Raw genomic sequence first — 26048 nt, forward strand, 5'->3', positions numbered from 1 at the left:
CCCGCTTCGGTACGCCGGAGTTCAAACCCGTTGGCACGGGGCAGGTTGCGACGGAAAAAGGCATGCCGGGCGAATCGGCATGCCTTTTTTTGCGCCTGAGGTTTAGGCAATACGTGTTTGTGCCTGGGCAGTGAGTAAAAATTTCCCCCTTTCAGGGCATCCGCGCCCCGTTACCGGGCTTTGTGCACCTATTCGACTCGTTCCCGCGCCCTCCAGGGAAAGCTGAAATAAAACGTTTCAGCTATAGAGGCTGTTCTTGTCGCAAAAAAGACATCGAATTTCGCCTGGTCGTAATTTTCCGCCGTTTTCGCCAGCAGTTTCTTGCTGTTCCGTGCTTAGGCATAGCCTTTGCTACGCTTCCAGAGCTCAAGCCAATTAATTATGGGAGCGATTGATCACGCGGATTTAACCAAGGGGGCGCACGTCATCCAGACGCAAAGGCCACAGCAGAGACGGATGTCTATCGAGGTGCCAAGAGAAAACAGGGCTCATTAACACAAGGCAAGGCCGGACCATTGGAATGACGAAGTAATAAGAAATGCCGTGTAGAACGCGGCTGGGAGTTGGCTATGCCCCGAGCTTTTTTTGATGAAATGTATGACGCCAAGGGTGACTGCCGCCCGCATTACCAAGCCTTCGCCCGTTGGCTGGCGGACACGCCGGTCGAACTGCTCGATCAACGCCGACGCGAAGCCGACCTGCTGTTCCATCGAGCCGGAATCACCTTCACCCTGTATGGGGACGAGCAGGGCACCGAGCGGTTGATTCCCTTCGACATCATTCCCCGCAGCATCAAGGCCAGTGAGTGGCAGAAGGTCGAGCAGGGCTGCATCCAGCGGGTCCAGGCCCTGAACATGTTCCTGGCCGACATCTATCACCAACAGCACATCCTCAAGGAAGGCATCATCCCCGCCGAGCAAGTGCTGGCCAACGAGGGTTACCAGATTGCGATGCAGGGCCTGAACCTGCACCGGGGCATCTACGCCCATATCGCCGGTGTCGACCTGGTTCGCGACGGTGATGGCAGTTACTACGTGCTGGAAGACAATCTGCGCACGCCCAGCGGTGTCAGCTACATGCTCGAAGACCGCAAGATGATGATGCGGCTGTTCCCCGAGCTCTTCGCCGCTCAGCGGGTAGCCCCCATCGATCATTACCCGAACCTTTTGCTCGACACTCTCAAGCGTTCGAGCCCGCTGGAAAATCCCACCGCCGTGGTCCTGACTCCGGGCCGCTTCAACAGCGCCTACTTCGAACATGCGTTCCTGGCTCGGGAAATGGGCGTGGAACTGGTGGAGGGCGCCGACCTGTTCGTGCGCGACGACCATGTCTACATGCGCACGACCGCCGGTCCCAAACAGGTGGATGTGATCTACCGGCGTCTCGACGATGCCTATCTCGACCCGCTGTCGTTCAATCCCGAATCGATGCTGGGCGTGCCGGGCCTGATCGCCGTTTACCGGGCCGGTAATGTGGTGCTGGCGAACGCGGTCGGCACCGGCGTTGCCGATGACAAGTCGATCTACCCTTATGTCGACGAGATGATCCGCTTCTATCTCACCGAAGAACCCATTCTGAAGAATGTCCCTACCTGGCAGTGTCGCAAGCCCCAGGAATTGTCCCATGTACTGGCGAACCTGCCCGACCTGGTGGTCAAGGAAACCCAGGGTTCCGGCGGCTACGGCATGCTGGTGGGGCCGGCGGCCACCGCGGCGGAAATCGAAGACTTCCGCGCACGACTCAAGGCCCGTCCCGAAGCCTATATCGCCCAACCGACCCTGAGCCTGTCCACCTGCCCGACCTTTGTCGAGAATGGTATCGCGCCGCGTCATATCGACCTGCGGCCGTTCGTGCTGTCGGGCAAGGAAACCCGCCTCGTGCCGGGTGGCCTGACCCGTGTGGCGCTTCGCGAAGGCTCGCTGGTGGTGAACTCGTCCCAGGGCGGCGGCACCAAGGACACTTGGGTAGTGGAGGATTAAGACATGCTTTCAAGAACCGCTTCGGACCTCTACTGGATGTCCCGCTACCTGGAGCGCGCAGAGAACCTGGCGCGCATGCTCGAAGTCAGTTACTCGCTGTCGCTGATGCCCCAGGCCGGGCGCAGCGACGGTCATGCCGAGCTGGCGATGTCGCTGCTGGCGGCCGGTACGCTGGACGATTACAACGCGCGTTATGGCGAACTCAACAGCGAACACATGCTGCATTTCTTCGCCCTGGACGAAACCAATCCCGGCAGTATCTACAACTGCCTGCGGGCGGCGCGGACCAATGCCCATGCGGTGCGCGGGCGCATCACCGCCGACATGTGGGAAAACATCAACGCTACTTGGCTGGAGATGCGCAACATCGCCAGCAACGGCTTGGGCCGCTATGGCATCAGTCATTTCTGCGAATGGGTCAAGGAGCGCTCGCATCTGTTCCGCGGCGCGACGTCGGGCACCATCATGCGCAACGATGCCTACTGCTTCATTCGCCTGGGGACGTTCATCGAGCGGGCGGACAACACGCTGCGCCTGTTGGATGCACGCTACGAAATGTTTGGCGAGGAATCGGAAGAAGTCAGCGACGACTCGGCGCGCGGCTATTACCAGTGGAGCGCTTTGCTGCGGGCGCTGTCGTCGTTCGAGGCGTTCAACGAGATCTACCGTAATGCGCCGAATGCCGAGCAGGTTTCGGAAATGTTGCTGCTGCGCGCCGATGTTCCGCGCTCATTGCATGCCTGCATCGAGGAACTCGATCAGATCCTCGCCAGCCTGCCCGGCCACAACGGCCGTCCGGCTCAGCGCCTGGCCGCGGAACTGAATGCGCGCCTGCGTTATTCCGGGATTGACGAGATCCTGGCGTCGGGCCTGCACCTTTGGCTGACCGACCTCATCGACCAGATCCGTCATCTGGGCCAGACCGTTCACGAGTCCTATCTGGAGGTCGTATGAAACTGTCCATACGCCACGACACTACCTACCGCTATGCCGATGAAGTCTGCACCAGCATCCAGTTCCTGCGCCTGACCCCGAAGGACAGCCAGCGCCAGCGCGTCCTGCAATGGCATCTGGAACTGCCGCGCCTGGTGCGAAGCCAGCTCGACCCGTATGGCAACATCCTGCATGTCATGACCATGGACGAGCCCCACGGCGCCTTGGTGCTGACCGCTTATGGCGAAGTGGAAATCCATCAGGATGTGGAGATGGAACCAGATTCGCAGTCGCCGCTGCCGTTCCTGCGCACCAGCCGCCTGACTCAGGCGGACGACGCGCTCAGTGCGTTTGCCGTGGCGCAATGTGCGGGACGACGCGATCGTGCAGCCCTGGTCGATCTGATGGAAGGCCTCGTGGCGCGCATGCCTTATAGCCCTGGCGCGACCGCAGTCAGCAGCACCGCCGCCGAGGCGTTTGCCGGCGGTGCGGGCGTCTGCCAGGATCATACCCATGCCTTCCTGGCCTGCGCGCGCAGCCTGGGTATTGCGGCGCGTTATGTCTCCGGTTACTTGTACACCGAAGATGAGGCTCATCTGGCCAGCCATGCCTGGGCCGAAGCCTGGCTGGACGACGGCTGGTACAGCTTCGATGTGACCAACCGCCTGATCCGTCCAGACCGGCACCTGAAGCTGGCGGTCGGCCTGGACTACCTCGACGCCTGCCCGGTACGCGGCATGCGCCGGGGCGGCGGGGCAGAGCAGATGCAAGCGCGGGTGCAGGTGAACTCGATGGTGCAGGTGCAACATCAATAAGCGAGATATTCGCTGACGCTGAAGACCTCATCGTCGGATCGCCGCCCGGAGCAGACTCGCTCCCACAGGGTCTGAGGGTGTATGCAAAAGCTGCATACAGCCAAGTCAAATGTGGGAGCGGGCTTGCCCGCGAAGGCGTCTGTACATTCGCTACCGGATGATCGTCGGTTTATAGTCGAAGGCCATGTCACGTTTCCAGGAAGGAGTCGTATGTCAGAGCCCACGATCACCATTGCCCGTTTCACTGAAGCCCATCTCGACGCAGTCACCGCGCTTTACAACGACCCGGCGGTGACTCGTCAGGTGCTGCAGATGCCGTTCCAGTCCACCGAGGTGTGGCGCAAGCGCCTGGCGATGGATGATGAGCGCCATGTGAAACTGGTCGCGCTGCATCAGGGCACGGTCATTGGCAATCTGGGGCTGGAGCAGTACTCGCGCATCCGTCGCGCTCACTGTGGCAGCCTTGGCATGGGCGTTGCCGTCGCCTGGCAAGGCAAGGGCGTGGGCTCGATGCTGCTGGCCGCCGCGTTGGAGGTGGCGGACAACTGGATGAACCTGCGTCGGGTGGAGCTGACGGTATACGCCGACAACGAGGCCGCTGTCGGGCTGTATCGTAAATTCGGCTTCGAAACCGAGGGCCTGATGCGTGACTATGCCGTGCGTGACGGGCGCTGGGTCGACACCCTGGCCATGGCGCGGCTCCGTTGAGCAGGTCGTAGCAAGGCTGCGCTCCTCAGGGGCTGTCGATCAGTCTTCCAAGGCAAACGCCACCGCTGCCCGCGCATGCAGATGGGTAGTGTCGAGCAGGGGCAGGGCGCTGTGCTCGGGTTTGATCAGCAGGCCGATTTCCGTGCAGCCCAGGATGATCGCCTGGGCGCCACGGCGGGTCAGAGATTCGATGACCTGCTGGTAGACTTGGCGCGATGCCGGGTTGATCACGCCCACGCAGAGTTCGTCATAAATGATGCGGTGCACCGCCTGGCGCTCTTCAGCGTCGGGTACCAGCACGGTCAGCCCCTGGGCACTCAGCCGCTCCTTGAGAAAATCCTGCTCCATGGTGAACGCCGTGCCCAACAGGCCGACCGTCATGGTACCCCCGTCGAGGGCGGCCTGGCCGGTGGGGTCGGCGATGTGCAGAAAAGGAATCGAGATGGCCGACTGGATCTGCGTCGCCACCTTGTGCATGGTGTTGGTACACAGCACCACGCACTCGGCGCCTCCGGCTTGAAGGCGTCGTGCGGCATCCACCAGAATGGCTGCGGCATCGTCCCAGCGCCCGGCATGCTGAGCCTGTTCCACCGGGCCGAAGTCGACGCTGTGCATCAACAGTTGCGCCGAGCGCAACGGCCCGAGCCGGTCCCGTACCTGCTGATTGATCAAGCGATAGTATTCGGCGCTGGATTCCCAGCTCATGCCGCCGATAAGGCCGATGGTGCGCATTGGATGTCCTCGGGCAATGGCCTGTGTCGAGGGGACAGGCCTGCCTGGAGTCTCCAATTGTTCAAGTGCGGGGGCCAGCGGAAAATCAACTGTAACGCTCATCTTTCAGGTAAGTGTCACGGTGAGATCCGATAGAAAAGGCGAAGAAAGGCAGGTACCTCGATTTCCCGGCAAAGCACTTTCTACAGATTGACGATGCCTGTCAGTGTGCATTATGGCTTCACCACCTGTTCTGCTTCGACATAGGTGAACGAAGCCCTGCCGTTGAGACTGGTGGCGGGTGTCAGGCGAATGATCGGTATCACGAGTTTCGGATGGGTGGAGTTGTAGAAGTCACGTTGGTTGTATTGGGCGTCGGCCAGTCCCTCGCTATACCCTGCGATATAGAAGAATGCCAGGATCGGTAAACTGTTGGGCTGTCCCGGAGTCCAGGTTTTGACAATCATTTCGTTATGGTCGTGAAACACCTGTTGGGCGTAGTTTGGATGAGTCGCTGCTAACAACGCCCTGGCCCGCAATGATTCCCTGAAGGCAGGCCCGGCCAGGGTGTTGCGACCATCGCTGACGTCGAATCCGCACTGTTGAATAGGGTGTTGGGCATTAGGATCAGGATAGGTCCATACGTACACCCATTGCTCGGCGATGGTCACGTTGTGGTATTGGCACAAATTACTGTGATAAGGATAATTTGCATGCGGTCCACACACTTGTAGGCGGCTTTGCGTCCAGGCATCCATCGGGTATGAACACATATATTGCAGATGGATTTTGTCCGCCGGCGCCTCGAGAACGGGATACACGATATAGCCGTTTTGATAGGCCCCACCAAAGTGACTGAAGTTGGTATCTGCCCGCATATAGGAAAAGGATACGCCGCCATTTTCCAACGAAATCGGGCTGGGGTCCCAGACTTTATATCTTTCGGCGGGGTCTTTTATGGTCAGTCGATGAACGACGCCCGAGCAGAGGAAGGCCGGTTGGGATTCTGAATGGTGACAGTTGGCGAAATTACGACCATAGAGTGTCGTCAGATAGGCTGCAGTCTCCGGTCCATTGAGCACCTGGCTGCCATTGATGTTGGTGATTTCAGGCGGCTGTGTCCCGAGTTGCGTGCAACCCACTGCCACAGCAACTAACAACAGACCGATGAACTTCCGCATCAACGTATTCATGGCGTTACCACTGGGTCCGTTGTGGAGTAAGTGGGGGGCATAGTTTGGACTGACAGCCGCTAGCAGGCTTCGGGTGCGCAAGGATCCTCTGAGCGCGGGTCCGGCTAAAGCTAAGGTTTCACCACCTGATCTGCCGCGACGTAGGTGAACGTCGCACTTGCAGTGGCACTGGTGGCAGGAACCAAACGAATGATCGGCACTATGATTTTCGGATTGGTGGAGTTATAGAAGTCGCGTTGGTTGTATTGGGCATCGGCCAACCCCGCGTTGGTGCCCCCAGCGACAAAGAAAAACGCCATGATGGGAAAAGTGTTCGGCCGTCCCGGCGTCCAGGTCTTGATAATGATTTCGTTATGCTCTGCGAATCCCCTTTCTCCTACCAGGGATTTGCTCAGCAATGATTGGTAAAAAGCGGGTCCCGCCAGGTGATTGCGATCATCACTGACATCGAATCCGCATTGGCGCAGGTATTCATTGCCACCCGGCATTGTCCACACGCCCAGCCATTGTTGCGCGGTGGTCACTCCGGCCACGTGGCAGGGGCGGCTTAGCGCAGGATAGTCCGCGGAAGCACCGCAGGGAGGGGTTCGGTACCAGCTCCAGGCATCCATCGGGTATGAGCACAGATAGTCCAGGTCAATCTTGTCAGGCGGCGCGCTGAAGATGGGATAGAGGATATAACCGTCGCCGTTCCCCCATGCCAACCTCCCGAAATTGGCATCTGCCCGCAGATAGGAGAAGGACACTCCGCCACTGGTGATTGACGTTGGGCTTGGGTCCCAGACTTTGTATTTTCCTTCGGGGTCTTTCACCGTCACTCTGAGGGTGACCCCCGAACAGAGAAATGAGGGTTGAGAGTCGGAGTTGTTGCAGTTGGGAAATTTGCGATGGTAAAGCGTGGTCAGGAAACTGGCGGTTTCCGTTCCATCGAGTACCTGGACACCATTGATGCCGACGGCGTCAGGCGGCTCCGTCGCGACCTGTGCGCAACCGACCACTAACGTGATTAACAGCAGCCCCAGTAGTTTACGCATGATACGTTCTCCTGCGATGGACTTGCACTGTCCGGGTGTACCAAAACGGGTGTGACGTTGAAAGCCTGAGTCAGGCGGTCAATCTCAGAAACCATGAAAAGACAATCGGCGTACCCGTACCGGTTTCTCTGAGCGTCCAATTGATCATGATGGGACGTCCCCGGTTTTCGCTGATCCAGGCAGGATCCACCCGCAGGTCGGTTTGGCTGGTGTTCGGTGTAATGGGAATTTCCTGGCCGTATCGGACCGTCACGCCGAACAGCGCCACTCTTGCAGTATGGGCAGTAGAAAACATGGGGTGATAAGCCCGCAGATTGGTTTTGCTGCTATCGAGCGTGGGTTCCGGCAGCCGGTGTTTTTGTGCGGTGACGGTGAGGTTCAATCGGGCTGAAGGTATATCCGTAATCGTCCCTGGCAGCCTGACGGTATACATGACGGCTGCTCCGGTGCCGATGCAGTCCACCACTTCGTTCCTGGGAATCCGGAAGGTCAGGGTCTGTCCGGCCTGAGAGACCGTCTGGATTTCACTGCCATAAGTCGAATTGCGCCCAATCCAGTACACCTTGACCTGCTGGTCTCGGGCTGAGCCGGTATAGTTGACTTCGACGGTGGCGAAGTCGGCGGAGTAGAAATCGATTTCGAAGTTCAGTCGTTCGCCGTTGAGCTCCCTGGCTTCCAGTACCTTGGGCCTTATCAGGTCCAGTGCCGGTTGGCGAACATGCACGTCAATGTAGGTCGTGCGTGACCATATGGCTTGTGGCCCGCTGGTATTGCCGAGCAGATCCGTCACCCTGTACCGCAAGGCGAACCTGGGATTGTCCTGCCAGAAGTCCGCGGTCCTCAGGATGATGTCCACGTTGCCGACACTGGCTTCGAAAGCGGTTACGGTGTGCCGTGTTTCCTGACTGTCACGATCAAGGGTAATGACGTCGTCCGCACGCATATAGGGATAACTGATTTTCACTGATACCCCTTGGGCAGCCGTTGCCGCGTCCACGCCGTTGGCGATGACGTCGGCCGGCAGGGTCAGTGTCAGGTTCGGGTTATCACCGGGGCCGGATACTTCACCACCAGGGCGTGGCCGGTGAAGTAATACGGTCAAGGGCACCGATGTCTGAGGTGTCGTCTGATTGATACGCAGCACACTCAAGCGAATCTTATTGATGCCGTGACTCAGCAGATCGCCTTGGAGATACATATTGAAGGGGCTGTCTTTTTCACTATCGTCAATGGTTTTGTTCAAGACGGGGACATCGGAATCACCCAGCAAGATACGGGCGTTATCACCCCCACTCTGTTGCGTCCAGGGATCGACCCGAAGTGTAAGAAGTCCATTGGCGAAGAGGCTGAGGGGAAGCCCGCCGTCCGGGTTCGCTGGATGCACAACCGATATCATGCCCGGGATCTGGACCGGATCGACGGCCTGGATGTCACTGTCTGTGTTCTGGCTGGTGGTCATGCCATATGCTCCTGTGGCCAATCATTGTCGTGTCTATCGAATCGGCGCTTGGCTTTATCAAACCCTTCGCAGGGATGATTGACTACTGTCAGGTCTGACAGGTGATGGGTGTAAAGCCCACCGTTCGTCAAATTCTCTCGGTCGTCCAAAAAACGGTACTCTGATGCCCGAGCAGGCAAAAAGCCGCTCATTGGCTATACCTGTAGTGCCCAGCCCCGTCTCGTGTGGCTTACAGGAGTGGCAGCATGAAGTTCGCATCGTTGATTGGCGCCGTATGCATGACCTCGTCCGCTTTGACCGGGTGCTCCAGCACGACTACCCAGCCGGATGAGTACTCCGGTTTCCTGGGTGATTACAGCCGGCTCAAGGAGGAAAAATCACCGTCGGGTGCCGAGGTCATGCGTTGGCTCGATCCGAAGATTGACCTGGGCAACTACACCCGTCTGTATATCGAACCGACACAGCTCTATCCCAAGCCGCAGCCAACCGTGAAGATCCCCCAGGCGACGCTGTCCGGCATCACGGGCTATTACGATCAGGCGCTCAAGCGCGAGGCGGGAAAGTCATTGCCCTTGGCGACGGGGCCTGGACCGGGTGTGTTGGTGATACGTGCGGCCATCACCGCAGTCAGTAGCAAGACCGAAGGCTTGAAGCCCTATGAGGTGGTGCCGATTGCACTGGTGGCGGCCGCCGTCAGTACCGCCAGCGGTATTCGCGACCAGGAAACCACGCTGGGCACCGAGGCGGTGTTCCTCGATGGAGGTAACAACGCAGTGCTCGCCCAGGTGGTGCGCAAGGGCACGGGCAGGCCATTGTCCAACGAGTCTCAGGTGATGAAACCCGATGACGTCAAGGGCGTCATCGATGGGTGGGCGGCGGATCTGCACCAGTCGTTTCTCAAGCTCAAGGCGAAATAATGCCTTTGTGGGAGCGGGCATCATGACTTTTTATGTCCAGCCATAGGTCGCGGCGGCATTTCATGGTTAACTCCGGCCTCGACCTTTTTCAAACATGTCAGAAGGAATCCGCTCATGGCTCAAGTCACCCTCAAAGGCAACCCGGTTCAAGTCAACGGCCAGTTGCCGCAAGCCGGTTCCAAGGCGCCAGCCTTTTCCCTGGTTGCCGGCAATCTGTCGGACGTTTCCCTTAAGGATTTCGCCGGCAAGCGTAAGGTGCTGAATATTTTCCCAAGCGTCGACACCCCGACCTGCGCCACGTCCGTGCGCAAATTCAATGCCCAGGCCAACGAGCTGAACAACACTGTCGTGCTGTGCATCTCCGCTGACCTGCCGTTCGCCCAGGCGCGTTTCTGCGGCGCCGAAGGCCTGGAGAACGTTCAGAACCTTTCCACCCTGCGCGGTGCCGAGTTCATCCAGAACTACGGCGTGGCCATTGCCGACGGCCCGCTGAAGGGCCTGACCGCCCGTGCCGTGGTCGTGCTGGACGAAAACGACACCGTGCTGCACAGCGAACTGGTCAAGGAAATCGCCGAAGAGCCAAACTACGACGCTGCACTCGCTGTCCTGAAATAAGTGCTCTGAATAGCGTATTTATTACAATTGTTAACGGCCTGGCCCTGTCCAGGCCGTTTTCTTTTGTACTTCAAACGCTTAGCCTGCCAAGCGATACGTAAGCCCAAGGTAAATTGCCGGTAAAGGCGCTTTGCTAAATACCCGCCAGTGCTTATCGTTCAGCCTTCCATAAAAGATGCCCACGCGCCCAATGGTTGATCACTCCATGCAATCCTCTGCTCCCCGCAATTCCCGTCGCTGGCTGTTGAGCCTGTTCATCGTGCTGGTCGTCGCGGTGTTGGCCTGGAAATTCTGGCCCTCCGGCGCGGATCACAAATCCACTACCGGGCAGAAGGCTGCCGCTGGGCACATGGGGCGTTCGGGCGGCATGCGGCCCGGGTTTGGCGGTGCGACGGGGCCGATCCCGGTTCGGGTGGCTGCCGCCGTCACCGGGGATTTCCCGTTGTATTACAAGGCATTGGGCACGGTCACGGCGCTCAATACCATCAACGTGCGCAGCCGGGTGGGCGGTGAGCTGGTCAAGATCGCCTTCGAAGAAGGGCAGATGGTGAAGGCCGGGGACCTGCTGGCCGAGATCGATCCGCGTCCCTACCAGAATGCCTTGCTGCAGGCCGAGGGGACGTTGCTGCAGAACCAGGCCCAGTTGAAAAACGCCCAGGTCGATCTTGAACGCTATCGCGGCCTGTATGCCGAGGACAGCATCGCCAAGCAAACCCTCGACACCGCTGCCGCGCTGGTGGGGCAGTATCAAGGTACTGTCAAGACCAACCAGGCGGCGGTCAATGACGCCAGGCTCAACCTGGAGTTCACCAAGATACGTGCGTCGATCTCCGGGCGTGTAGGTTTGCGGCAACTGGACATCGGCAACCTGGTTGCGGCCAACGACACCACGGCCCTGGCGGTCATCACCCAGACCCAGCCCATCAACGTCGTGTTCACCCTCCCGGAAAACAACCTCGACACAGTGCTCGCCCGCTACCGCAGCGGCGCGAAGCTGCCCGTCGAAGCCTGGGGCCGTGGCGATGTGAAACTCCAGGCCAGCGGCGTGCTGCAGAGCCTGGACAACCAGATCGACATCACCACCGGCACCCTGAAGTTCAAGGCCCGCTACGATAACCGCGGGCAATCGCTGTTCCCCAATCAGTTCGTCAACGTGCGCCTGTTGGCCGACACGCTCAAGGGGGTGGTCCTGGTGCCGACCGCCGCCATTCAGTTCGGTACCAACGGCACCTTCGTCTACGCCTTGGAGGGCGACAAGAAGGTCACCATCAAACCGCTCAAGATCGGCCCCAGTGACGGCGAAAATACCGTGGTCACGGAGGGACTGGCCGCCGGTGACCGGGTGGTGCTCGAAGGCACTGACCGCTTGAAGGAAGGCAGCGAAGTGGAGGTGGTCAACGACAGCCAGGAGGTGCCGACCACGCCGACCGAACACCTGCAAGGCAAGCCTGCGGCAGCCCCGGCTGAACCGGCCGGGGCCGACAAGGCGAAAAAGGGCAGCGCATGAACCTCTCGCGGCTGTTCATCCTGCGTCCGGTGGCCACCACCCTGAGCATGTTGGCCATTGTCCTGGCCGGCCTGATCGCCTATCGGCTGCTGCCGGTGTCGGCATTGCCCCAGGTCGACTATCCGACCATCCGCGTCATGACCCTGTACCCGGGCGCGAGCCCCGACGTGATGACCAGCGCCGTGACCGCGCCCCTGGAGCGGCAGTTCGGGCAGATGCCCGGCCTGACCCAGATGGCCTCCACCAGCTCCGGTGGCGCCTCGGTGATTACCCTGCGCTTCAACCTCGAGATCAACATGGATGTCGCCGAGCAGCAGGTGCAGGCGGCGATCAACGCGGCCACCAATCTGCTGCCGACCGACCTGCCGGCGCCGCCGGTGTACAACAAGGTCAACCCGGCCGACACCCCGGTGCTGACCCTGGCGATCACCTCCAAGACCATGCTGCTACCCAAGCTCAACGATCTGGTCGATACGCGCATGGCGCAGAAGATCGCTCAGATCAGCGGCGTCGGCATGGTCACCATCGCCGGCGGCCAGCGCCAGGCGGTACGGATCAAGGTCAACCCCCAAGCCCTGGCGGCCAACGGCCTCAATCTGGCGGACGTGCGCACCCTGATCGGCGCTTCCAACGTCAATCAGCCCAAGGGTAACTTCGACGGCGAGACCCGGGTATCGATGCTCGATGCCAACGATCAGTTGACCTCGCCCAAGGACTACGCGGAGCTGATCCTGGCCTACGCCAACGGCGCACCGTTGCGGCTCAAGGACGTGGCACAGATTGTCGATGGCGCCGAGAACGAGCGCCTGGCCGCCTGGGCCAACGAGAACCAGGCCGTACTGCTGAACATCCAGCGTCAGCCGGGGGCCAACGTCATTGAAGTGGTGGACCGGATCAAGGCGCTGTTGCCGAGCATCACCGACAACCTGCCGGCCGGCCTGGACGTCACCGTGCTCACCGACCGCACCCAGACCATCCGCGCTTCGGTCACCGACGTGCAGCATGAATTGCTGATCGCCATTGCCCTGGTGGTCATGGTGACGTTCCTGTTCCTGCGCCGTTTCAGCGCCACCATCATCCCGTCGGTGGCCGTGCCGCTGTCGTTGATCGGTACGTTCGGCGTGATGTACCTGGCGGGGTTCTCCATCAACAACCTGACATTGATGGCCCTGACCATTGCCACCGGTTTCGTGGTGGACGATGCCATCGTCATGTTGGAGAACATCGCCCGTTACATCGAGGAGGGCGACAGCCCGTTGCAGGCGGCGCTCAAGGGTGCGAAGCAGATCGGTTTCACGCTGGTTTCCCTGACCCTGTCGCTGATTGCGGTGTTGATCCCGCTGTTGTTCATGGCCGACGTGGTGGGGCGGTTGTTCCGTGAGTTCGCCATCACCCTGGCCGTGGCGATCCTGATTTCCCTGGTGGTGTCCCTGACCCTGACCCCGATGATGTGCGCGCGCTTGCTCAAGCGTGAGCCAAAGGAGGATGAGCAGGGGCGTTTCTACCGCGCCAGCGGGGCGTGGATCGACTGGCTGATCGCCGCCTATGGTCGCAAGCTGCAATGGGTGCTCAGGCATCAGCCGCTGACCCTACTGGTGGCGGTCGGCAGTCTCGTGCTTACGGTGGTGTTGTATCTGGCCGTGCCCAAGGGGTTTTTCCCGGTACAGGACACCGGGGTGATCCAGGGCATTTCCGAGGCGCCGCAGTCGATTTCCTTCGCGGCCATGAGCGAACGCCAGCAAGCACTGGCCAAGGTGATCCTTGCCGATCCGGCGGTGGAGAGTCTGTCTTCGTACATTGGCGTGGACGGCGACAACGCCACCCTCAACAGCGGCCGCCTGCTGATCAATCTCAAGCCCCACAACAAGCGGGACGACAGCGCCAGCGAGATCATTGCCCGCCTGCAGCCGCAACTGGATCGCCTGGTGGGCATCCGCCTGTTCATGCAGCCGGTGCAGGACCTGACCATCGAAGATCGGGTCAGTCGCACTCAGTACCAGTTCAGCCTATCGTCGCCGGACGCCGAATTGCTCACCCTGTGGAGCGGCCGCCTGGTGGAGGCCCTGGCCCGCCAGCCGGAACTGACCGACGTCGCCAGGGACCTGCAGGACAAGGGGCTCCAGGTCTATCTGGTGATCGACCGTGACGCCGCTTCACGGCTGGGCGTGTCGGTGTCGAACATCACCGATGCGCTGTATGACGCTTTTGGCCAACGGCAGATCTCCACCATCTACACCCAGGCCAGCCAGTACCGGGTGGTGCTGCAGGCCCAGTCCGGGGAGAGGATCGGTCCCCAGGCCCTGGATCAGATTTACGTCAAGACCACCGATGGCGGACAGGTGCGGCTGTCGAGCCTGGCCCGGGTCGAGGAGCGTCAGGCCCAGTTGGCGATTGCCCACATCGGCCAGTTCCCGGCGGTGATGATGTCCTTCAACCTTGCGCCGGGCGTGGCCCTCGGGCATGGGGTGGAGGTGATCGAGAAGGTCCAGCACGAAATCGGCATGCCCGTAGGCGTGCAGACCGAATTCCAGGGCGCGGCCCAGGCGTTCCAGGCCTCGCTGTCGAGTACCTTGCTGCTGATCCTGGCGGCGGTGGTGACCATGTACATCGTGCTGGGCGTGCTGTACGAGAGCTACATCCACCCGATCACGATCCTCTCGACCTTGCCCTCGGCCGCCATCGGTGCCTTGCTCGCGTTGATCCTGAGCGGCAACGACCTGGGCATGATCGCGATCATCGGCATCATCCTGCTGATCGGCATCGTCAAGAAGAACGCGATCATGATGATCGACTTCGCCCTCGATGCCGAGCGCAACCAGGGTGTAGATCCGCAGACGGCGATCTACCAGGCGGCGTTGCTGCGCTTCCGCCCGATTCTGATGACCACCCTGGCGGCCTTGTTCGGCGCGGTGCCGCTGATGCTCGCCACCGGGTCCGGCGCGGAACTGCGCCAGCCCTTGGGGCTGGTGATGGTGGGCGGGTTGCTGGTGAGCCAGGTGCTGACGCTGTTTACCACGCCGGTTATCTACCTGGCGTTCGATCGGTTGGGACGGCGGTTTACTCGAACCGACACTAGCGAGGTGTCGGTATGACGGCGCGAGCGGCAAGCGGCAAGCGGCAATCTGCAAGAGAAGAGCAGGGTCGACGTAGGCCTTTAGCTCGCCGCTTGAAGCTTGCGGCTTGGAGCTATCGCCCATGAACCTCTCCGGCCCCTTCATCAAGCGTCCCGTGGCCACCATGCTCCTGAGCTTCGCCATCATGCTGCTCGGCGGTGTGTGCTTCGGCTTGTTGCCGGTTTCGCCGCTGCCGCAGATGGATTTTCCGGTGATCGTGGTCCAGGCCAACTTGCCGGGGGCCAGCCCGGAGGTGATGGCTTCGACGGTGGCGACACCCCTTGAGCGGTCCTTCGGTGCCATCGCCGGGGTCAATACCATGAGCAGCCGCTCCAGCCAGGGCTCGACCCGGGTGATCCTGCAATTCGACCTGGACCGCGACATCAACGGTGCCGCGCGGGAAGTGCAGGCGGCCATCAATGCCTCGCGCAACCTGTTGCCCAGCGGTATGCGCAGCATGCCGACCTACAAGAAGGTCAACCCGTCCCAGGCGCCGATCATGGTGCTGTCGCTGACCTCGGACGTATTGGAGAAAGGCCAGCTCTACGATCTGGCATCCACCATCCTGTCCCAGAGCCTGTCCCAGGTGTCGGGTGTCGGCGAAGTGCAGATCGGCGGCAGTTCGCTGCCGGCGGTGCGCATCGAACTGGAACCGCAGTTGCTCAACCAGTACGGCGTGGCGCTGGATGACGTGCGCAAGGCAATCGCCAACAGCAACGTACGCCGGCCCAAGGGTTCGGTCGAGGACGACCGGCGCATGTGGCAGGTCCAGGCCAACGACCAGTTGGAGAAGGCCAAGGACTACGAAACGCTGATCATCCGTTACCAGGATGGCTCGGTGTTGCGCCTCAAGGACGTGGCGAAAGTCGCCGACAGCGTCGAGGATCGCTACAACAGCGGCTTCTTCAACGACGATGCCGCGGTGCTGCTGGTGATCAACCGCCAGGCCGGCGCCAACATCATCGAGACGGTCAACGAAATCAAGGCGCAACTGCCGGCGTTGCAGGCGGTGCTGCCGGCCAGCGTCAAGCTCAACCTGGCCATGGACCGTTCGCCGGTGATCAAGGCCACCCTGCACGAAGCGGAAATGACCCTGCTGATCGCCGTGGCCCTGGTGGTGCTGGTGGTGTTCCTGTTCCTCGGAAACTTCCGCGCTTCGCTGATCCCGACCCTGGCGGTACCGGTGTCGCTGGTGGGCACGTTCGCGGTGATGTACCTCTACGGTTTTTCCCTGAACAACCTGTCGTTGATGGCGTTGATCCTCGCCACCGGGTTGGTGGTGGATGACGCCATCGTCGTGCTGGAAAATATTTCCCGGCATATCGATGAAGGTGTGCCGCCGATGAAGGCCGCGTACCTCGGCGCCAAGGAGGTGGGTTTCACCCTGTTGTCGATGAACGCTTCGCTGGTGGCGGTGTTCCTGTCGATCCTGTTCATGGGCGGCATCATCGAGAGCCTGTTTCGCGAATTTTCCATCACCCTGGCGGCGGCCATCGTGGTTTCGCTGGTGGTGTCCTTGACGCTCACGCCGATGCTTTGCTCGCGCTGGCTCAAGCCCCATGAGCCAGGCCAGGAAAACCGCCTGCAACGGGAGAGCCGGCGTATCAACGAGTGGATGGTTCGCGGTTATGCCACCAGCCTGGATTGGGTGTTGCGTCATCGTCGCCTGACCTTGCTGAGCCTGTTGGTGACCATCGGAGTCAACGTCGCGTTGTATGTCGTGGTGCCGAAGACTTTCATGCCGCAACAGGACACCGGCCAGTTGATCGGTTTCGTGCGCGGTGACGACGGCCTTTCGTTCAACGTGATGCAGCCGAAGATGGAGATCTTCCGCCGTGCCGTGCTCAAGGACGACGCGGTGCAGAGTGTGGCGGGCTTCATTGGCGGCAACAACGGTACCAACAATGCATTCATGCTGGTGCGCCTCAAGCCCATCAAGGAGCGCAGCATTTCCGCGCAGAAGGTCATCGAGCGCTTGCGCAAGGAAATGCCCAAGGTGCCCGGCGCCCAATTGATGTTGATGGCCGACCAGGACCTGCAATTCGGTGGCGGTCGCGAGCAGACCACCTCGCAATATTCCTACATCCTGCAAAGTGCCGACCTGGCGTCCCTGCGTGAGTGGTATCCCAAGCTTGTGGCGGCGTTCAGGACCTTGCCGGAGCTGACCGCCATCGATGCCCGTGACGGTGGCGGGGCGCAGCAGGTGACGCTGGTGGTGGACCGCGACCAGGCCAAGCGCCTGGGCATCGACATGGACATGGTCACCGCCGTGCTGAACAACGCCTACAGCCAGCGCCAGATCTCGACTATCTATGACAGCCTGAACCAGTATCAGGTGGTGATGGAGGTCAATCCCAGATACGCCCGCGACCCCAATACCCTGGAGCAGGTGCAGGTGATCACCGCGGACGGTGCGCGGGTGCCGCTGTCGGCCATCGCCCATTATGAGAACAGCCTGGAGGACGACCGGGTCAGCCATGAAGGCCAGTTCGCTTCCGAGAGCATCTCCTTCGACATGGCCGAAGGGGTGACGGTGGAGCAGGGCACCGCCGCCATCGAACGGACCATTGCCAGGCTCGGCATGCCCGAGGATGTGATCGTGAAAATGGCCGGCACCGCCGACGCCTTCGCGGCGACCCAGAAGAGCCAGCCGTTCATGATCCTCGGGGCATTGCTGGCGGTGTACCTGGTATTGGGCGTGCTGTATGAAAGCTACATCCATCCGCTGACCATCCTGTCCACCTTGCCGTCGGCCGGGGTCGGCGCGCTGCTGTCGATCTACGTGCTGGGTGGGGAGTTCAGCCTTATTTCCCTGCTGGGGCTGTTCCTGTTGATTGGCGTGGTGAAGAAAAACGCGATCCTGATGATCGACCTGGCCTTGCAACTGGAGCGGGGTGGGCAGGCACCGTTGGAGTCGATCCGCAGTGCCTGCCTGCTGCGCTTGCGGCCGATCCTGATGACCACCCTGGCGGCCATCCTCGGTGCCGTGTCCCTGTTGATCGGCGGCGCCGAAGGTTCGGAGATGCGCCAGCCGCTGGGACTGACCATCATCGGCGGGCTGGTGTTCAGCCAGGTCCTGACGCTTTACACCACACCGGTGGTTTACCTCTATCTCGACAAGCTGCGCCATCGCTTCAACCGCTGGCGCGGCGTGCGCACCGATGCTGCCCTGGAAACTCCGCTATGACCGACCGTTCGTTCTTCAATCTTGTCGCGCCGCTGGCGACCGCCCGTGGCTCGCGGGCGCTGAGCCTGGTGCTGTGTGTGGCGATGCTCAGTGCCTGCGCCATCGGCCCGGATTACCAACGTCCGCAGGCCGCCGCGCCGGCGCAGTACAAAGAAGCCCAGGGCTGGCGCCAGGCCAATCCCAGCGACGCCCTGGTCCGTGGTGCCTGGTGGGAGCTGTACGGCGATGCGCAGCTCAATGGCCTGGTGGAAAAGCTCAACACGTCCAACCAGACCGTGGCCCAGGCCGAAGCCCAGTACCGTCAGGCCCAGGCCTTGGCGCGCAGTGCCCGGGGGGCGTTCTTCCCCTCGGTGGACCTGACCGTCGGCAAGAGCCGCTCCAGCCAGGGCACCGGTAGCAGCAGTTCAAGCCTGAGCAGTTCGGCCAGCGGTATCCGCGACACCTACAGCGCCCAGGCCGGAGTCAGTTGGGAAGCCGACGTCTGGGGCAAACTGCGGCGCACTCTGGAGGCCAATGAGGCCAGTGCCCAGGCCAGTTTCGCCGACCTGGCCGCCATGCGCCTGAGCCAGCAATCAGAGCTGGTGCAGAATTACCTGCAATTGCGGGTGATCGACGAACAGAAACGTCTGCTGCAGGCCACTCTGGAGAACTATCAGCGTTCGCTGAAGATGACCGAAAACCAGTACCGCGCCGGGGTGTCCGGCAAGGACGCGGTGGCCCAGGCGCAAAACCAGCTCAAGACCACCCAGGGCGACCTGATCGATTTGATCTGGCAGCGTGCCCAGTTCGAAAACGCCATCGCGGTGCTGATGGGCTTGCCCCCGGCTGAGTTCAACCTGGCGGAAACCCAGGAAATCCCGTCATTGCCGCAGATCCCGGTGTCGCTGCCGTCGCAGCTGCTCGAACGCCGGCCGGACATCGCCTCGGCGGAGCGCTCGGTGATGGCCGCCAATGCCAATATCGGCGTGGCCAAGGCGGCTTATTACCCGGACCTGACCCTGAGCCTGAGCGGCGGCTACAGCAGCAGTACCTACGACAACTGGATCAGCGTACCGAATCGCTTCTGGTCGGTGGGGCCGCAACTGGCCATGACCTTGTTCGACGGCGGCCAACGTTCGGCGGAAGTCGACCGCAGCGTCGCGGCCTACGACCAGACTGTCGCCACTTATCGCCAGACCGTGCTCGACGGGTTTCGCGAGGTGGAAAACTACATGATCCAGCTCAAGGTACTGGAAGACGAAGCCCGCGTGCGCCAGGAAGCCCTCGACGCCGCGCGCGAATCCTTGCGCCTGACCCAGAACCAGTACAAGGCCGGGCTGATTGCCTACCTCGACGTGGTGACTGTCCAGGCCACTGCCCTGAGCAACGAGCGTAGCGTGCTGAGCCTGCAACAGAGTCGGTTGATTGCCAGTGTGCAGTTGATCGCGGCGCTGGGTGGGGGCTGGGATGGGCAGGTGGCGGCGGGCGAATAAAATCGTTGGGAGGGCTTTTTTGTGGCGAAGGGATTTATCCCCGCCGGGGCCGCTTCGCAGCCCAGCGGGGATAAATCCCCTCGCCACAATCGCAACTTGCGAGTCCTGCTTTTGGCCGATGCACTGCCTACGACCTGTCGCAATCGCTTGTTATAGTTCAAGCCTCTTTTCAGCCGGTAAAGGATCACTGCCATGTCGCAATACCAAGCATTCAACGTTGAACTTGCAGACAACATCGCCCATGTGCAGATCAATCGCCCGGACAAGATCAATGCGATGAATGCCGCGTTCTGGAGCGAGATCGTCGAGATATTCCAGTGGATCGACGACACTGACGAAGTGCGGGTCGTGGTCCTGAGCGGCGCCGGCAAGCATTTTTCCTCTGGCATCGACCTGATGATGCTGGCCGGTGTGGCCAATGAGCTGGGCAAGGACGTCGGCCGCAATGCCCGCCTGCTGCGGCGCAAGATCCTGCAATTGCAAGCGTCGTTCAATGCCGTGGACAACTGCCGCAAGCCGGTACTGGCCGCGATCCAGGGCTATTGCCTGGGCGGTGCCATCGACCTGATCAGCGCCTGCGACATGCGCTACGCCGCCGAAGACGCCCAGTTTTCCATCAAGGAAATCGATATCGGCATGGCCGCCGATGTTGGCACATTGCAACGCTTGCCCCGGATCATCGGGGACGGCATGCTGCGTGAACTCGCTTATACGGGGCGCACATTCGGTGCCGATGAAGCGCGCAGCATCGGCCTGGTCAATCGCGTCTACAGCGACACCGCCAGCCTGCTCGACGGCGTCATGGGAATTGCCCGGGAAATCGCCGCCAAGTCGCCGATCGCGATCGCCGGCACCAAGGAAATGATCAGCTACATGCGCGACCACCGCATCGACGACGGGCTGGAGTACGTCGCTACCTGGAACGCCGCCATGTTGCAATCGGCCGACTTGCGCGTGGCCATGACCGCCCATATGAGCAAACAGAAACCCGAATTTCTGGATTGACTGACCATGACTTCACGCTGGACCACCGCAGTACTCGATACCGATCTTCCAGGCGGCTGGGCCGTGGCCCGCAGCCCGGAAGGCTTCCTGTTCGATGACAACGGCGCGCTGTTTCCCCGCGAATGGCTCAAGCGCCAGGACCTGTCGGTCCTCGCCGAGCATGGCATCGGCCACCTGGATGGCGAGCCGGTCTATCTGCTCGAGTTGCACGCCTCGCAGGACATGCCCGGTTGCAACTGGAAAGGCCTGCGGGCCTTCATGCTCGAGGACGATCACACCCTGTTCAAAGTGCTGGGCTATGCGGCGCAGATCGGCACCTGGGCCCGTGAACACCGGTTTTGCGGCAGTTGCGGCAAGCGCATGGGCCAGATTCCGCTGGAGCGGGCGATGTATTGCGATGTCTGCGACCTGCGGCACTACCCGCGGCTTTCACCGAGCATGATCGTGCTGATCACCCGCGGCGATGAAGTCCTGCTGGCCCGTTCGCCCCGCTTCGTCACCGGGGTCTACAGTACCCTGGCCGGGTTTGCCGAACCGGGCGAGTCGGCCGAGGATTGCCTGGTTCGCGAAGTGCGCGAGGAAGTCAGCATCGAAGTGAAGAACATCCAGTACATGGGCAGCCAGTGCTGGCCGTTCCCCCATTCGATGATGCTGGGCTTCCACGCCGAGTACGCCGACGGCGACATCGTGTGCCAGGAGGATGAAATCGAGGACGCCCAGTGGTTCAGCGTCCACGACTTGCCACCGTTGCCGGCTTCGCGCTCCATCGCGCGCTACCTGATCGACCTTTATGTGGCTCGGCGCTTAGGCCACGTTGAACCAGTGCTGCCAGGCTAGGCGTACGGTCAGGCCCAGCACCACGGTAATGAACACCGGCCGGATGAACTTCGCGCCGCCACTGATGGCGGTGCGGGCACCGAAGAATGCCCCGATCATCACCGAGAGGCCCATGCAAAGGCCGATAATCCAGTCCACTTGCCCCGAGAACATGAACACCACCAGCGCCGCGATGTTGCTGACGAAATTCATGCTGCGGGCCACGCCGCTGGCCTTGACGAGGTCGATGGGGTAGAGCAGCAGGCTGCTGACAGTCCAGAACGCACCCGTGCCGGGGCCGGCCACGCCGTCATAGAAACCCAGGGCGAAACCCTGAGGTGATTGCCAGGTCTTCTTGATCGGCGCATCGCTGTCCAATGGCGCCTTGGGCGTGCCGCCGAACAACAGGTACAGGCCACAGGCGAAGACGATCACCGGCAGCATCTTGTTCAGCCATTCGGCGGGCAGGTAATGGGCGACGATGGCACCGCTCAAGGCACCGACCAGCGTGCCGACCAACGCATGGGTCCACTGCCTCGGATCGAACAGCTTGCGCTTGTAGAAAGTGAAGCTGGCCGTAGCCGAGCCGAAGGTCGCGCTGAGCTTGTTGGTCCCCAGGACCAGGTGAGGCGGCAGGCCGGCGGTCAACAGCGCCGGGGTAGTCAGCAAACCACCGCCACCGGCGATGGCATCGATGAAACCGGCCAGGAATGCGACAACGGTCAGAATGGCGAGGGTAGTGAGGTCAACGCTGAGTTCAAAAGGCATGGGAAAGGCTTATTCGGCAGGTCGCAGAAGGGCTGCGGGGAAGGCCGGTATGTTACCCATAATGGCTCTGGGCTGCGACTCTGGTGTGAGGGCGTCGGGGAGTCCCTGGCGAGGGGGCTTGCTTCTCTTGGGTTGTGCAACTGCCCCCTCGTCATAGTTCAATCACTCTGGCCGAAACACTGCCCGCAAGCAGTTCTCGCGTTTATCCTTGAACATCGCATAACCCTCGACCGACTGTTCCAGCCCCATGGGATGAGTCAGCAGGTAGGACGGATCTAACTGGCCGTTCCGGATGTAGTCGAACAGTCGCGTCACATAGCGCTGCCCCGGTTGCTGGCCCGAGCGCAAGGTCAGCGACTTGTTGACGATGGCGCCCATCGGAAACTTGTCCAGCAGGCCGCCGTACACCCCGACTACCGATACCGTGCCGCCCTTGCGACAGGCTCGGATCGACTGGCGCAGCACCGTCCCGCACTCGGTGTGAAGGCGCATCATCTGCTTGGTCTTGTCGTAGTAATAATCGACCTCGGTGCCGTGGGCTTCCATGCCCACGCAGTCGATGCAGCGATCCGGACCGCGGCCGCCGGTCAGCTCCAGCAGGGCGGCATGCACGTCGGCGGTTTCGTAGTTGAGGGCAATCGCGCCGGCTTTTTCCTCGGCCAGGCGCAAGCGGTCGGGGAAGCGGTCGATGGCGATCACCCGTTCGGCCCCCAACAGGTAGGCGCTGGAAATCGCCATCAAGCCGACGCCGCCACAGCCCCAGACCGCCACGGTGTCACCGGGTTGGATACTGGCGTTGTCGGCGGCAAAGAAACCGGTAGGCACCGCGTCAGAGACGAATACCGCCTGCTCGTCGCTGACGCCTTCAGGAATGGTGAACAGGTTGACATCGGCGAAGGGCACGCGGATGTAAGTGGCGTGGCTGCCGGCAAAGCCGCCGAAGGCGTGGCTATAGCCGATGATGCCGCACGCCGGCTGGCCGTAGGCGATGTCCGTGGCGCTGGGGTTGGGGTTGGAGTTGTCGCAGCAGGAAAAGTCCGCGCGCTGGCAGTGCTCGCACGCACCGCAACCGAGGATCGACACGGTGACGACCCGGTCGCCTTTCTTGAATTGTGTGATGGCCGAACCGGTTTCCACCACCTCGCCCATGAACTCATGGCCGATGATGTCACCGGCTTGCATGGTCGGCACGTAGCCGCCCAGCAGGTGCAGGTCCGAACCGCATACCGACGACAACTTCACCCGTACGATGGCATCCCGGGGACTGAGAATGGACGGATCATCAACGGTTTCGACTTGCAGTTTATTGGGGCCTTGCCAGGTCAGTGCGCGCATCAGGCAGTTCCTCCGTTGAGAGGCGTGGATGACGGATCGGTCGATGCAGGGGTGGCGGCGCTCGGCGGGTGGATGAACAGGAGATCCTTCTCGCCATGGGGGCGGATCCTGTTGGTCATCACTTCGCCGGTTTCCAGTTGTTGTTTGATGCTGCGCAGCAGGTACAGCAAGGCTTTGTCCGAGAACTTGGAAATGGCTGCGGCCAAGGCGTAGCCGGCAGCCCCGAAGGAGGGCTGGCAGGCAACGATGATCTTGATCTGCGTGCCCCGGCCCGTCGGCGCATCGCTGAAATGCATCTGGATATCGTGCTTGAACCGGGTGCCCGGTGCGGCCAACCAGTGCAACTTGCGGCCTTCCTTGGGTTCACTCTGTTCGAGATCACAGTGCAAGGTCTTGTCCCTCGGCCCATGAGCCACCCAACGGTAGGTACGCTCGCCGGTCTGTTCGATGGTATCCACCCAGGGCACCAGGGCCCCCAGGTTGGCCGGGTTGCGGCAAAACGCGAAGACTTCCTCCCTGGGTTTGCCGACCGTTATGCTGCGGGAGATCACCTTGCTTGAATCCCAACCCCGATTCTGCTCGAAAGCCCGCTCGAACGGGCTGTGGGTCAGCGCTTGCTTGACCCTGCACACGCCTGAGTAAGCGCGCCAGGCCGCACAAGCCCCCAGCAGGACTTGCGGCCAACCCCTGAGTCCGCGCTGGCGCAACCCGTTGGCAATTAACAGGGTGCCGGCCAGCAGCGATACCGCACGTTCCGGTGTACCGAGATTGGGACGCGACGGACTCGGCACCGCAGCCCGGCTCGCGACCAGTGGTGGACGTTCAGTCATGATGTTTTTCCTTATCAATCGAAGGCGACATAAGGAATGAGCCGCCGCGCCTGTGGTTGTTCCATCGACATTTCGGGTTTCCGATGAGGAGGTTCTCTGCCGGATGCATGGCCTGCGGGACCGAGAGGGGAAAGGCTCGCCAGCCGGACGATTTTTTTTTGAAATCAAGGGGTTGTCAGCTTTGGTAAATGAGTACATAATTGCGCCCATCGAATGCGTTGGGGCGTAAAAAACTTCAATGTTTTCAAGAAGATAGCGCTGAGTCAGCGGTTTTCTTCCGACCAGGTAAGTACACGGTTGATGTGGTTTGATTGCATCAGGCGTTTTGAGGCCGAATAGCAAAATGGTTATGCAGTGGATTGCAAATCCACCTACGCCGGTTCGATTCCGACTTCGGCCTCCACTATAAAAAAGCTCTGTAGATCGATGATTTACAGAGCTTTTTTCTTTTATGGGCAATGAAGCTTTTGTCTTGAAAAGGACCTGGGCAACCTTGCTTCGTCGGGGCGGGATGTATATATTTCGTCCCTCTGCTGCACCGGCCTCGATGCTGTCGGTTCTTTTGATCCGCTGCTTCTAGAGGCTTGACCGCGCTACCGCCCGAATGGCGAAACTGGTAGACGCATGGGACTTAAAATCCCCCGCTCGTAAGGGCGTGCCGGTTCGATTCCGGCTTCGGGCACCATATAAAAGCAAAGGGTTGCATGAGATATCTCAGGCAACCCTTTTTGTTTGCGCTCAGTTTATCGAGTGGCGTCGAAGGCCCTCATAGTCGCCGCCTGAACGCCTCAAGTATCTCCCGCATGCCTTTCTTCATCTGCAATTGCGCAATGGTGTCCAGCGGGTACCAGAGACAATCGCTGATTTCATTCTGTGGCCTGGCCGCACCAATGTCGCTGACTGAAGCCTCGAATACGTGATGCAGGGTGTCGCCATCGCTGACGCGCATCAGGTAAAGCAGGTTTTCGGCGCCCAGTCCGGTTTCTTCTGCAAGTTCCCTGAGGGCTGCATCGGCATGGCTTTCGCCGCGCTCGATGGTACCGCCTGGCAAGGCCCAGCGGCTGTTGGGTTTGCGTACCAGCAAGATGTGGCGATTTTCCTCACAGATGACGGTCGCTCGAATTTTCATGGGGATGCTCGTTCAGTGACTGTCATTAAAATGAAATATAACTGAAATATTCGCGCCTGGCGTCATCGCCATTCCCAGGAAACGCTCCTCGGCTCATACCTTTTCGACCGCAGCGCTGCGGGAAAGACTGCCTTCATTTTGTGCCTTGCTTACTCATCTGGCGGGCAGGCTGGCGCTGGCTGCTTCCATGACCGGCCATCGCCAAAAATGAATCAGATCCAAAAAAAGGTATCCATGTTGGGTGGATGGCCGCCCCCTGGGGCAGCGGGGAGAGAGGAAAGATGACTACTGTTGAAGATTTCAAAGTCAAATCCCATGAGCTCCTGGTGGAGCTCGACTCAGCGACATCGGAAATGATGACGCTTATTTGTGCCCATCAGATGTCCGGGGCGGCTTGGGAAGAGGCTGTGCGCCGCCAGCACGAAGCCTATGAGCAATGGATCGGCTATTTGAACGAGCGTTCATAGACCTGCCGACGACAGATTCTTTGAACGGACCCGAAGTGCCTGTGCCTAATCAACA

General features: G+C 60.7%; 21 protein-coding genes and 2 tRNA genes. 15 read left to right on the forward strand and 8 right to left on the reverse strand.

The genetic code is table 11. The features are described 5' to 3' along the window. The first annotated feature begins 569 nt into the window (after positions 1–569). The 4 genes from FBY02_RS00125 (at position 570) to FBY02_RS00140 (ending at position 4435) form a co-directional block, all read left to right on the forward strand. Entirely contained in the window at positions 570–1979 is a 1410-nt protein-coding gene (locus FBY02_RS00125) for a circularly permuted type 2 ATP-grasp protein (protein ID WP_144921567.1), read from the forward strand. Between the two features lie 3 nt (positions 1980–1982). Beyond that, positions 1983–2933, forward strand: coding sequence for an alpha-E domain-containing protein (locus FBY02_RS00130; RefSeq protein ID WP_144921570.1), 951 nt, complete (start codon positions 1983–1985; stop codon positions 2931–2933). Continuing rightward, positions 2930–3727 (forward strand): transglutaminase family protein, encoded by a 798-nt coding sequence (locus FBY02_RS00135; RefSeq protein WP_144921574.1) that lies wholly within the window; start codon positions 2930–2932, stop codon positions 3725–3727. The genes FBY02_RS00130 and FBY02_RS00135 overlap by 4 nt, the downstream gene beginning before the upstream one ends. Positions 3728–3937: 210 nt before the next feature. Next, on the forward strand, positions 3938–4435 hold the full coding sequence (locus tag FBY02_RS00140) for a GNAT family N-acetyltransferase (protein ID WP_144921577.1): 498 nt from the start codon (positions 3938–3940) through the stop codon (positions 4433–4435). A 39-nt stretch (positions 4436–4474) separates the two neighbouring features. Here FBY02_RS00140 and FBY02_RS00145 read toward each other — a convergent pair whose 3' ends face one another. The 4 genes from FBY02_RS00145 to FBY02_RS00160 form a co-directional block, all read right to left on the reverse strand. Continuing rightward, positions 4475–5167, reverse strand: coding sequence for an aspartate/glutamate racemase family protein (locus tag FBY02_RS00145; protein WP_144921580.1), 693 nt, complete (start codon positions 5165–5167; stop codon positions 4475–4477). A 212-nt stretch (positions 5168–5379) separates the two neighbouring features. Further along, the gene (locus FBY02_RS00150) at positions 5380–6339 is read right to left on the reverse strand and encodes a halovibrin HvnC (RefSeq protein WP_256662442.1); all 960 of its coding nucleotides are present in this window, start codon (positions 6337–6339) and stop codon (positions 5380–5382) included. Between the two features lie 110 nt (positions 6340–6449). After that, complete coding sequence (locus FBY02_RS00155) at positions 6450–7373, reverse strand: halovibrin HvnC (RefSeq protein ID WP_144921583.1); 924 nt, start codon at positions 7371–7373, stop codon at positions 6450–6452. Between the two features lie 70 nt (positions 7374–7443). Beyond that, complete coding sequence (locus FBY02_RS00160; protein WP_144921584.1) at positions 7444–8832, reverse strand: hypothetical protein; 1389 nt, start codon at positions 8830–8832, stop codon at positions 7444–7446. Positions 8833–9077: 245 nt separating this feature from the next. On the opposite strand from FBY02_RS00160, the gene FBY02_RS00165 reads away from it, so the two are divergent. From FBY02_RS00165 to nudC, 8 genes are all read left to right on the forward strand, one after another. Then, a complete protein-coding gene (locus FBY02_RS00165; RefSeq protein WP_144921587.1) occupies positions 9078–9749 on the forward strand; it encodes a DUF3313 domain-containing protein in 672 nt (223 codons plus the stop codon). Between the two features lie 114 nt (positions 9750–9863). Then, positions 9864–10364: a thiol peroxidase gene (gene tpx, locus FBY02_RS00170; protein ID WP_024779993.1), complete on the forward strand. Its 501-nt coding sequence runs from the start codon at positions 9864–9866 to the stop codon at positions 10362–10364. Positions 10365–10554: 190 nt separating this feature from the next. Then, a complete protein-coding gene (locus FBY02_RS00175) occupies positions 10555–11871 on the forward strand; it encodes an MdtA/MuxA family multidrug efflux RND transporter periplasmic adaptor subunit (RefSeq protein WP_144921590.1) in 1317 nt (438 codons plus the stop codon). Beyond that, on the forward strand, positions 11868–14963 hold the full coding sequence (locus tag FBY02_RS00180) for an MdtB/MuxB family multidrug efflux RND transporter permease subunit (RefSeq protein ID WP_144921593.1): 3096 nt from the start codon (positions 11868–11870) through the stop codon (positions 14961–14963). Before FBY02_RS00175 ends, FBY02_RS00180 begins: the two co-directional genes overlap by 4 nt. 103 nt (positions 14964–15066) lie before the next feature. Continuing rightward, positions 15067–18171 (forward strand): efflux RND transporter permease subunit, encoded by a 3105-nt coding sequence (locus FBY02_RS00185; protein WP_144921596.1) that lies wholly within the window; start codon positions 15067–15069, stop codon positions 18169–18171. Continuing rightward, entirely contained in the window at positions 18168–19643 is a 1476-nt protein-coding gene (locus tag FBY02_RS00190; RefSeq protein WP_144921599.1) for an efflux transporter outer membrane subunit, read from the forward strand. Before FBY02_RS00185 ends, FBY02_RS00190 begins: the two co-directional genes overlap by 4 nt. Before the next feature lie 192 nt (positions 19644–19835). Beyond that, entirely contained in the window at positions 19836–20648 is an 813-nt protein-coding gene (locus tag FBY02_RS00195) for a crotonase/enoyl-CoA hydratase family protein (RefSeq protein WP_144921602.1), read from the forward strand. A gap of 6 nt (positions 20649–20654) precedes the next feature. After that, complete coding sequence (gene nudC / locus FBY02_RS00200) at positions 20655–21485, forward strand: NAD(+) diphosphatase (RefSeq protein ID WP_144921605.1); 831 nt, start codon at positions 20655–20657, stop codon at positions 21483–21485. Here nudC and FBY02_RS00205 read toward each other — a convergent pair. From FBY02_RS00205 to FBY02_RS00215, 3 genes are all read right to left on the reverse strand, one after another. Beyond that, on the reverse strand, positions 21453–22232 hold the full coding sequence (locus FBY02_RS00205) for a TSUP family transporter (protein WP_047698766.1): 780 nt from the start codon (positions 22230–22232) through the stop codon (positions 21453–21455). The genes nudC and FBY02_RS00205 overlap by 33 nt on opposite strands. A 162-nt stretch (positions 22233–22394) precedes the next feature. After that, a complete protein-coding gene (locus FBY02_RS00210) occupies positions 22395–23567 on the reverse strand; it encodes a zinc-dependent alcohol dehydrogenase (protein ID WP_144921608.1) in 1173 nt (390 codons plus the stop codon). Beyond that, positions 23567–24397, reverse strand: coding sequence for an SRPBCC family protein (locus FBY02_RS00215; protein WP_178115344.1), 831 nt, complete (start codon positions 24395–24397; stop codon positions 23567–23569). Before FBY02_RS00215 ends, FBY02_RS00210 begins: the two co-directional genes overlap by 1 nt. Positions 24398–24726: 329 nt before the next feature. Between FBY02_RS00215 and FBY02_RS00220 the strand changes: the two genes are divergently transcribed. Both FBY02_RS00220 and FBY02_RS00225 read left to right on the forward strand, forming a co-directional pair. Then, a tRNA-Cys gene (locus FBY02_RS00220) sits at positions 24727–24800 on the forward strand. A gap of 195 nt (positions 24801–24995) precedes the next feature. Beyond that, a tRNA-Leu gene (locus FBY02_RS00225) sits at positions 24996–25082 on the forward strand. An 81-nt stretch (positions 25083–25163) separates the two neighbouring features. On the opposite strand, the gene FBY02_RS00230 is transcribed toward FBY02_RS00225, so the two are convergent. Then, on the reverse strand, positions 25164–25526 hold the full coding sequence (locus FBY02_RS00230; RefSeq protein ID WP_144921615.1) for an NUDIX hydrolase: 363 nt from the start codon (positions 25524–25526) through the stop codon (positions 25164–25166). A gap of 281 nt (positions 25527–25807) precedes the next feature. Between FBY02_RS00230 and FBY02_RS00235 the strand changes: the two genes are divergently transcribed. Continuing rightward, positions 25808–25993, forward strand: a complete 186-nt coding sequence (locus FBY02_RS00235) for a hypothetical protein (RefSeq protein ID WP_144921618.1) — start codon at positions 25808–25810, stop codon at positions 25991–25993. The last annotated feature ends 55 nt before the right edge of the window (positions 25994–26048 follow it).

It is taken from the genome of Pseudomonas sp. SJZ078 (assembly GCF_007828255.1).
In the GTDB taxonomy this organism is placed as follows: domain Bacteria; phylum Pseudomonadota; class Gammaproteobacteria; order Pseudomonadales; family Pseudomonadaceae; genus Aquipseudomonas.

Bases quoted from the DNA above. Each gene is read 5' to 3' on its own strand.
- FBY02_RS00125 (WP_144921567.1), top strand. From the start codon at position 570: ATGCCCCGAGCTTTTTTTGATGAAATGTATGACGCCAAGGGTGACTGC.
- FBY02_RS00130 (WP_144921570.1), top strand. From the start codon at position 1,983: ATGCTTTCAAGAACCGCTTCGGACCTCTACTGGATGTCCCGCTACCTG.
- FBY02_RS00135 (WP_144921574.1), top strand. From the start codon at position 2,930: ATGAAACTGTCCATACGCCACGACACTACCTACCGCTATGCCGATGAA.
- FBY02_RS00140 (WP_144921577.1), top strand. From the start codon at position 3,938: ATGTCAGAGCCCACGATCACCATTGCCCGTTTCACTGAAGCCCATCTC.
- FBY02_RS00145 (WP_144921580.1), bottom strand. From the start codon at position 5,167: ATGCGCACCATCGGCCTTATCGGCGGCATGAGCTGGGAATCCAGCGCC.
- FBY02_RS00150 (WP_256662442.1), bottom strand. From the start codon at position 6,339: ATGAATACGTTGATGCGGAAGTTCATCGGTCTGTTGTTAGTTGCTGTG.
- FBY02_RS00155 (WP_144921583.1), bottom strand. From the start codon at position 7,373: ATGCGTAAACTACTGGGGCTGCTGTTAATCACGTTAGTGGTCGGTTGC.
- FBY02_RS00160 (WP_144921584.1), bottom strand. From the start codon at position 8,832: ATGACCACCAGCCAGAACACAGACAGTGACATCCAGGCCGTCGATCCG.
- FBY02_RS00165 (WP_144921587.1), top strand. From the start codon at position 9,078: ATGAAGTTCGCATCGTTGATTGGCGCCGTATGCATGACCTCGTCCGCT.
- tpx (WP_024779993.1), top strand. From the start codon at position 9,864: ATGGCTCAAGTCACCCTCAAAGGCAACCCGGTTCAAGTCAACGGCCAG.
- FBY02_RS00175 (WP_144921590.1), top strand. From the start codon at position 10,555: ATGGTTGATCACTCCATGCAATCCTCTGCTCCCCGCAATTCCCGTCGC.
- FBY02_RS00180 (WP_144921593.1), top strand. From the start codon at position 11,868: ATGAACCTCTCGCGGCTGTTCATCCTGCGTCCGGTGGCCACCACCCTG.
- FBY02_RS00185 (WP_144921596.1), top strand. From the start codon at position 15,067: ATGAACCTCTCCGGCCCCTTCATCAAGCGTCCCGTGGCCACCATGCTC.
- FBY02_RS00190 (WP_144921599.1), top strand. From the start codon at position 18,168: ATGACCGACCGTTCGTTCTTCAATCTTGTCGCGCCGCTGGCGACCGCC.
- FBY02_RS00195 (WP_144921602.1), top strand. From the start codon at position 19,836: ATGTCGCAATACCAAGCATTCAACGTTGAACTTGCAGACAACATCGCC.
- nudC (WP_144921605.1), top strand. From the start codon at position 20,655: ATGACTTCACGCTGGACCACCGCAGTACTCGATACCGATCTTCCAGGC.
- FBY02_RS00205 (WP_047698766.1), bottom strand. From the start codon at position 22,232: ATGCCTTTTGAACTCAGCGTTGACCTCACTACCCTCGCCATTCTGACC.
- FBY02_RS00210 (WP_144921608.1), bottom strand. From the start codon at position 23,567: ATGCGCGCACTGACCTGGCAAGGCCCCAATAAACTGCAAGTCGAAACC.
- FBY02_RS00215 (WP_178115344.1), bottom strand. From the start codon at position 24,397: ATGACTGAACGTCCACCACTGGTCGCGAGCCGGGCTGCGGTGCCGAGT.
- FBY02_RS00230 (WP_144921615.1), bottom strand. From the start codon at position 25,526: ATGAAAATTCGAGCGACCGTCATCTGTGAGGAAAATCGCCACATCTTG.
- FBY02_RS00235 (WP_144921618.1), top strand. From the start codon at position 25,808: ATGACTACTGTTGAAGATTTCAAAGTCAAATCCCATGAGCTCCTGGTG.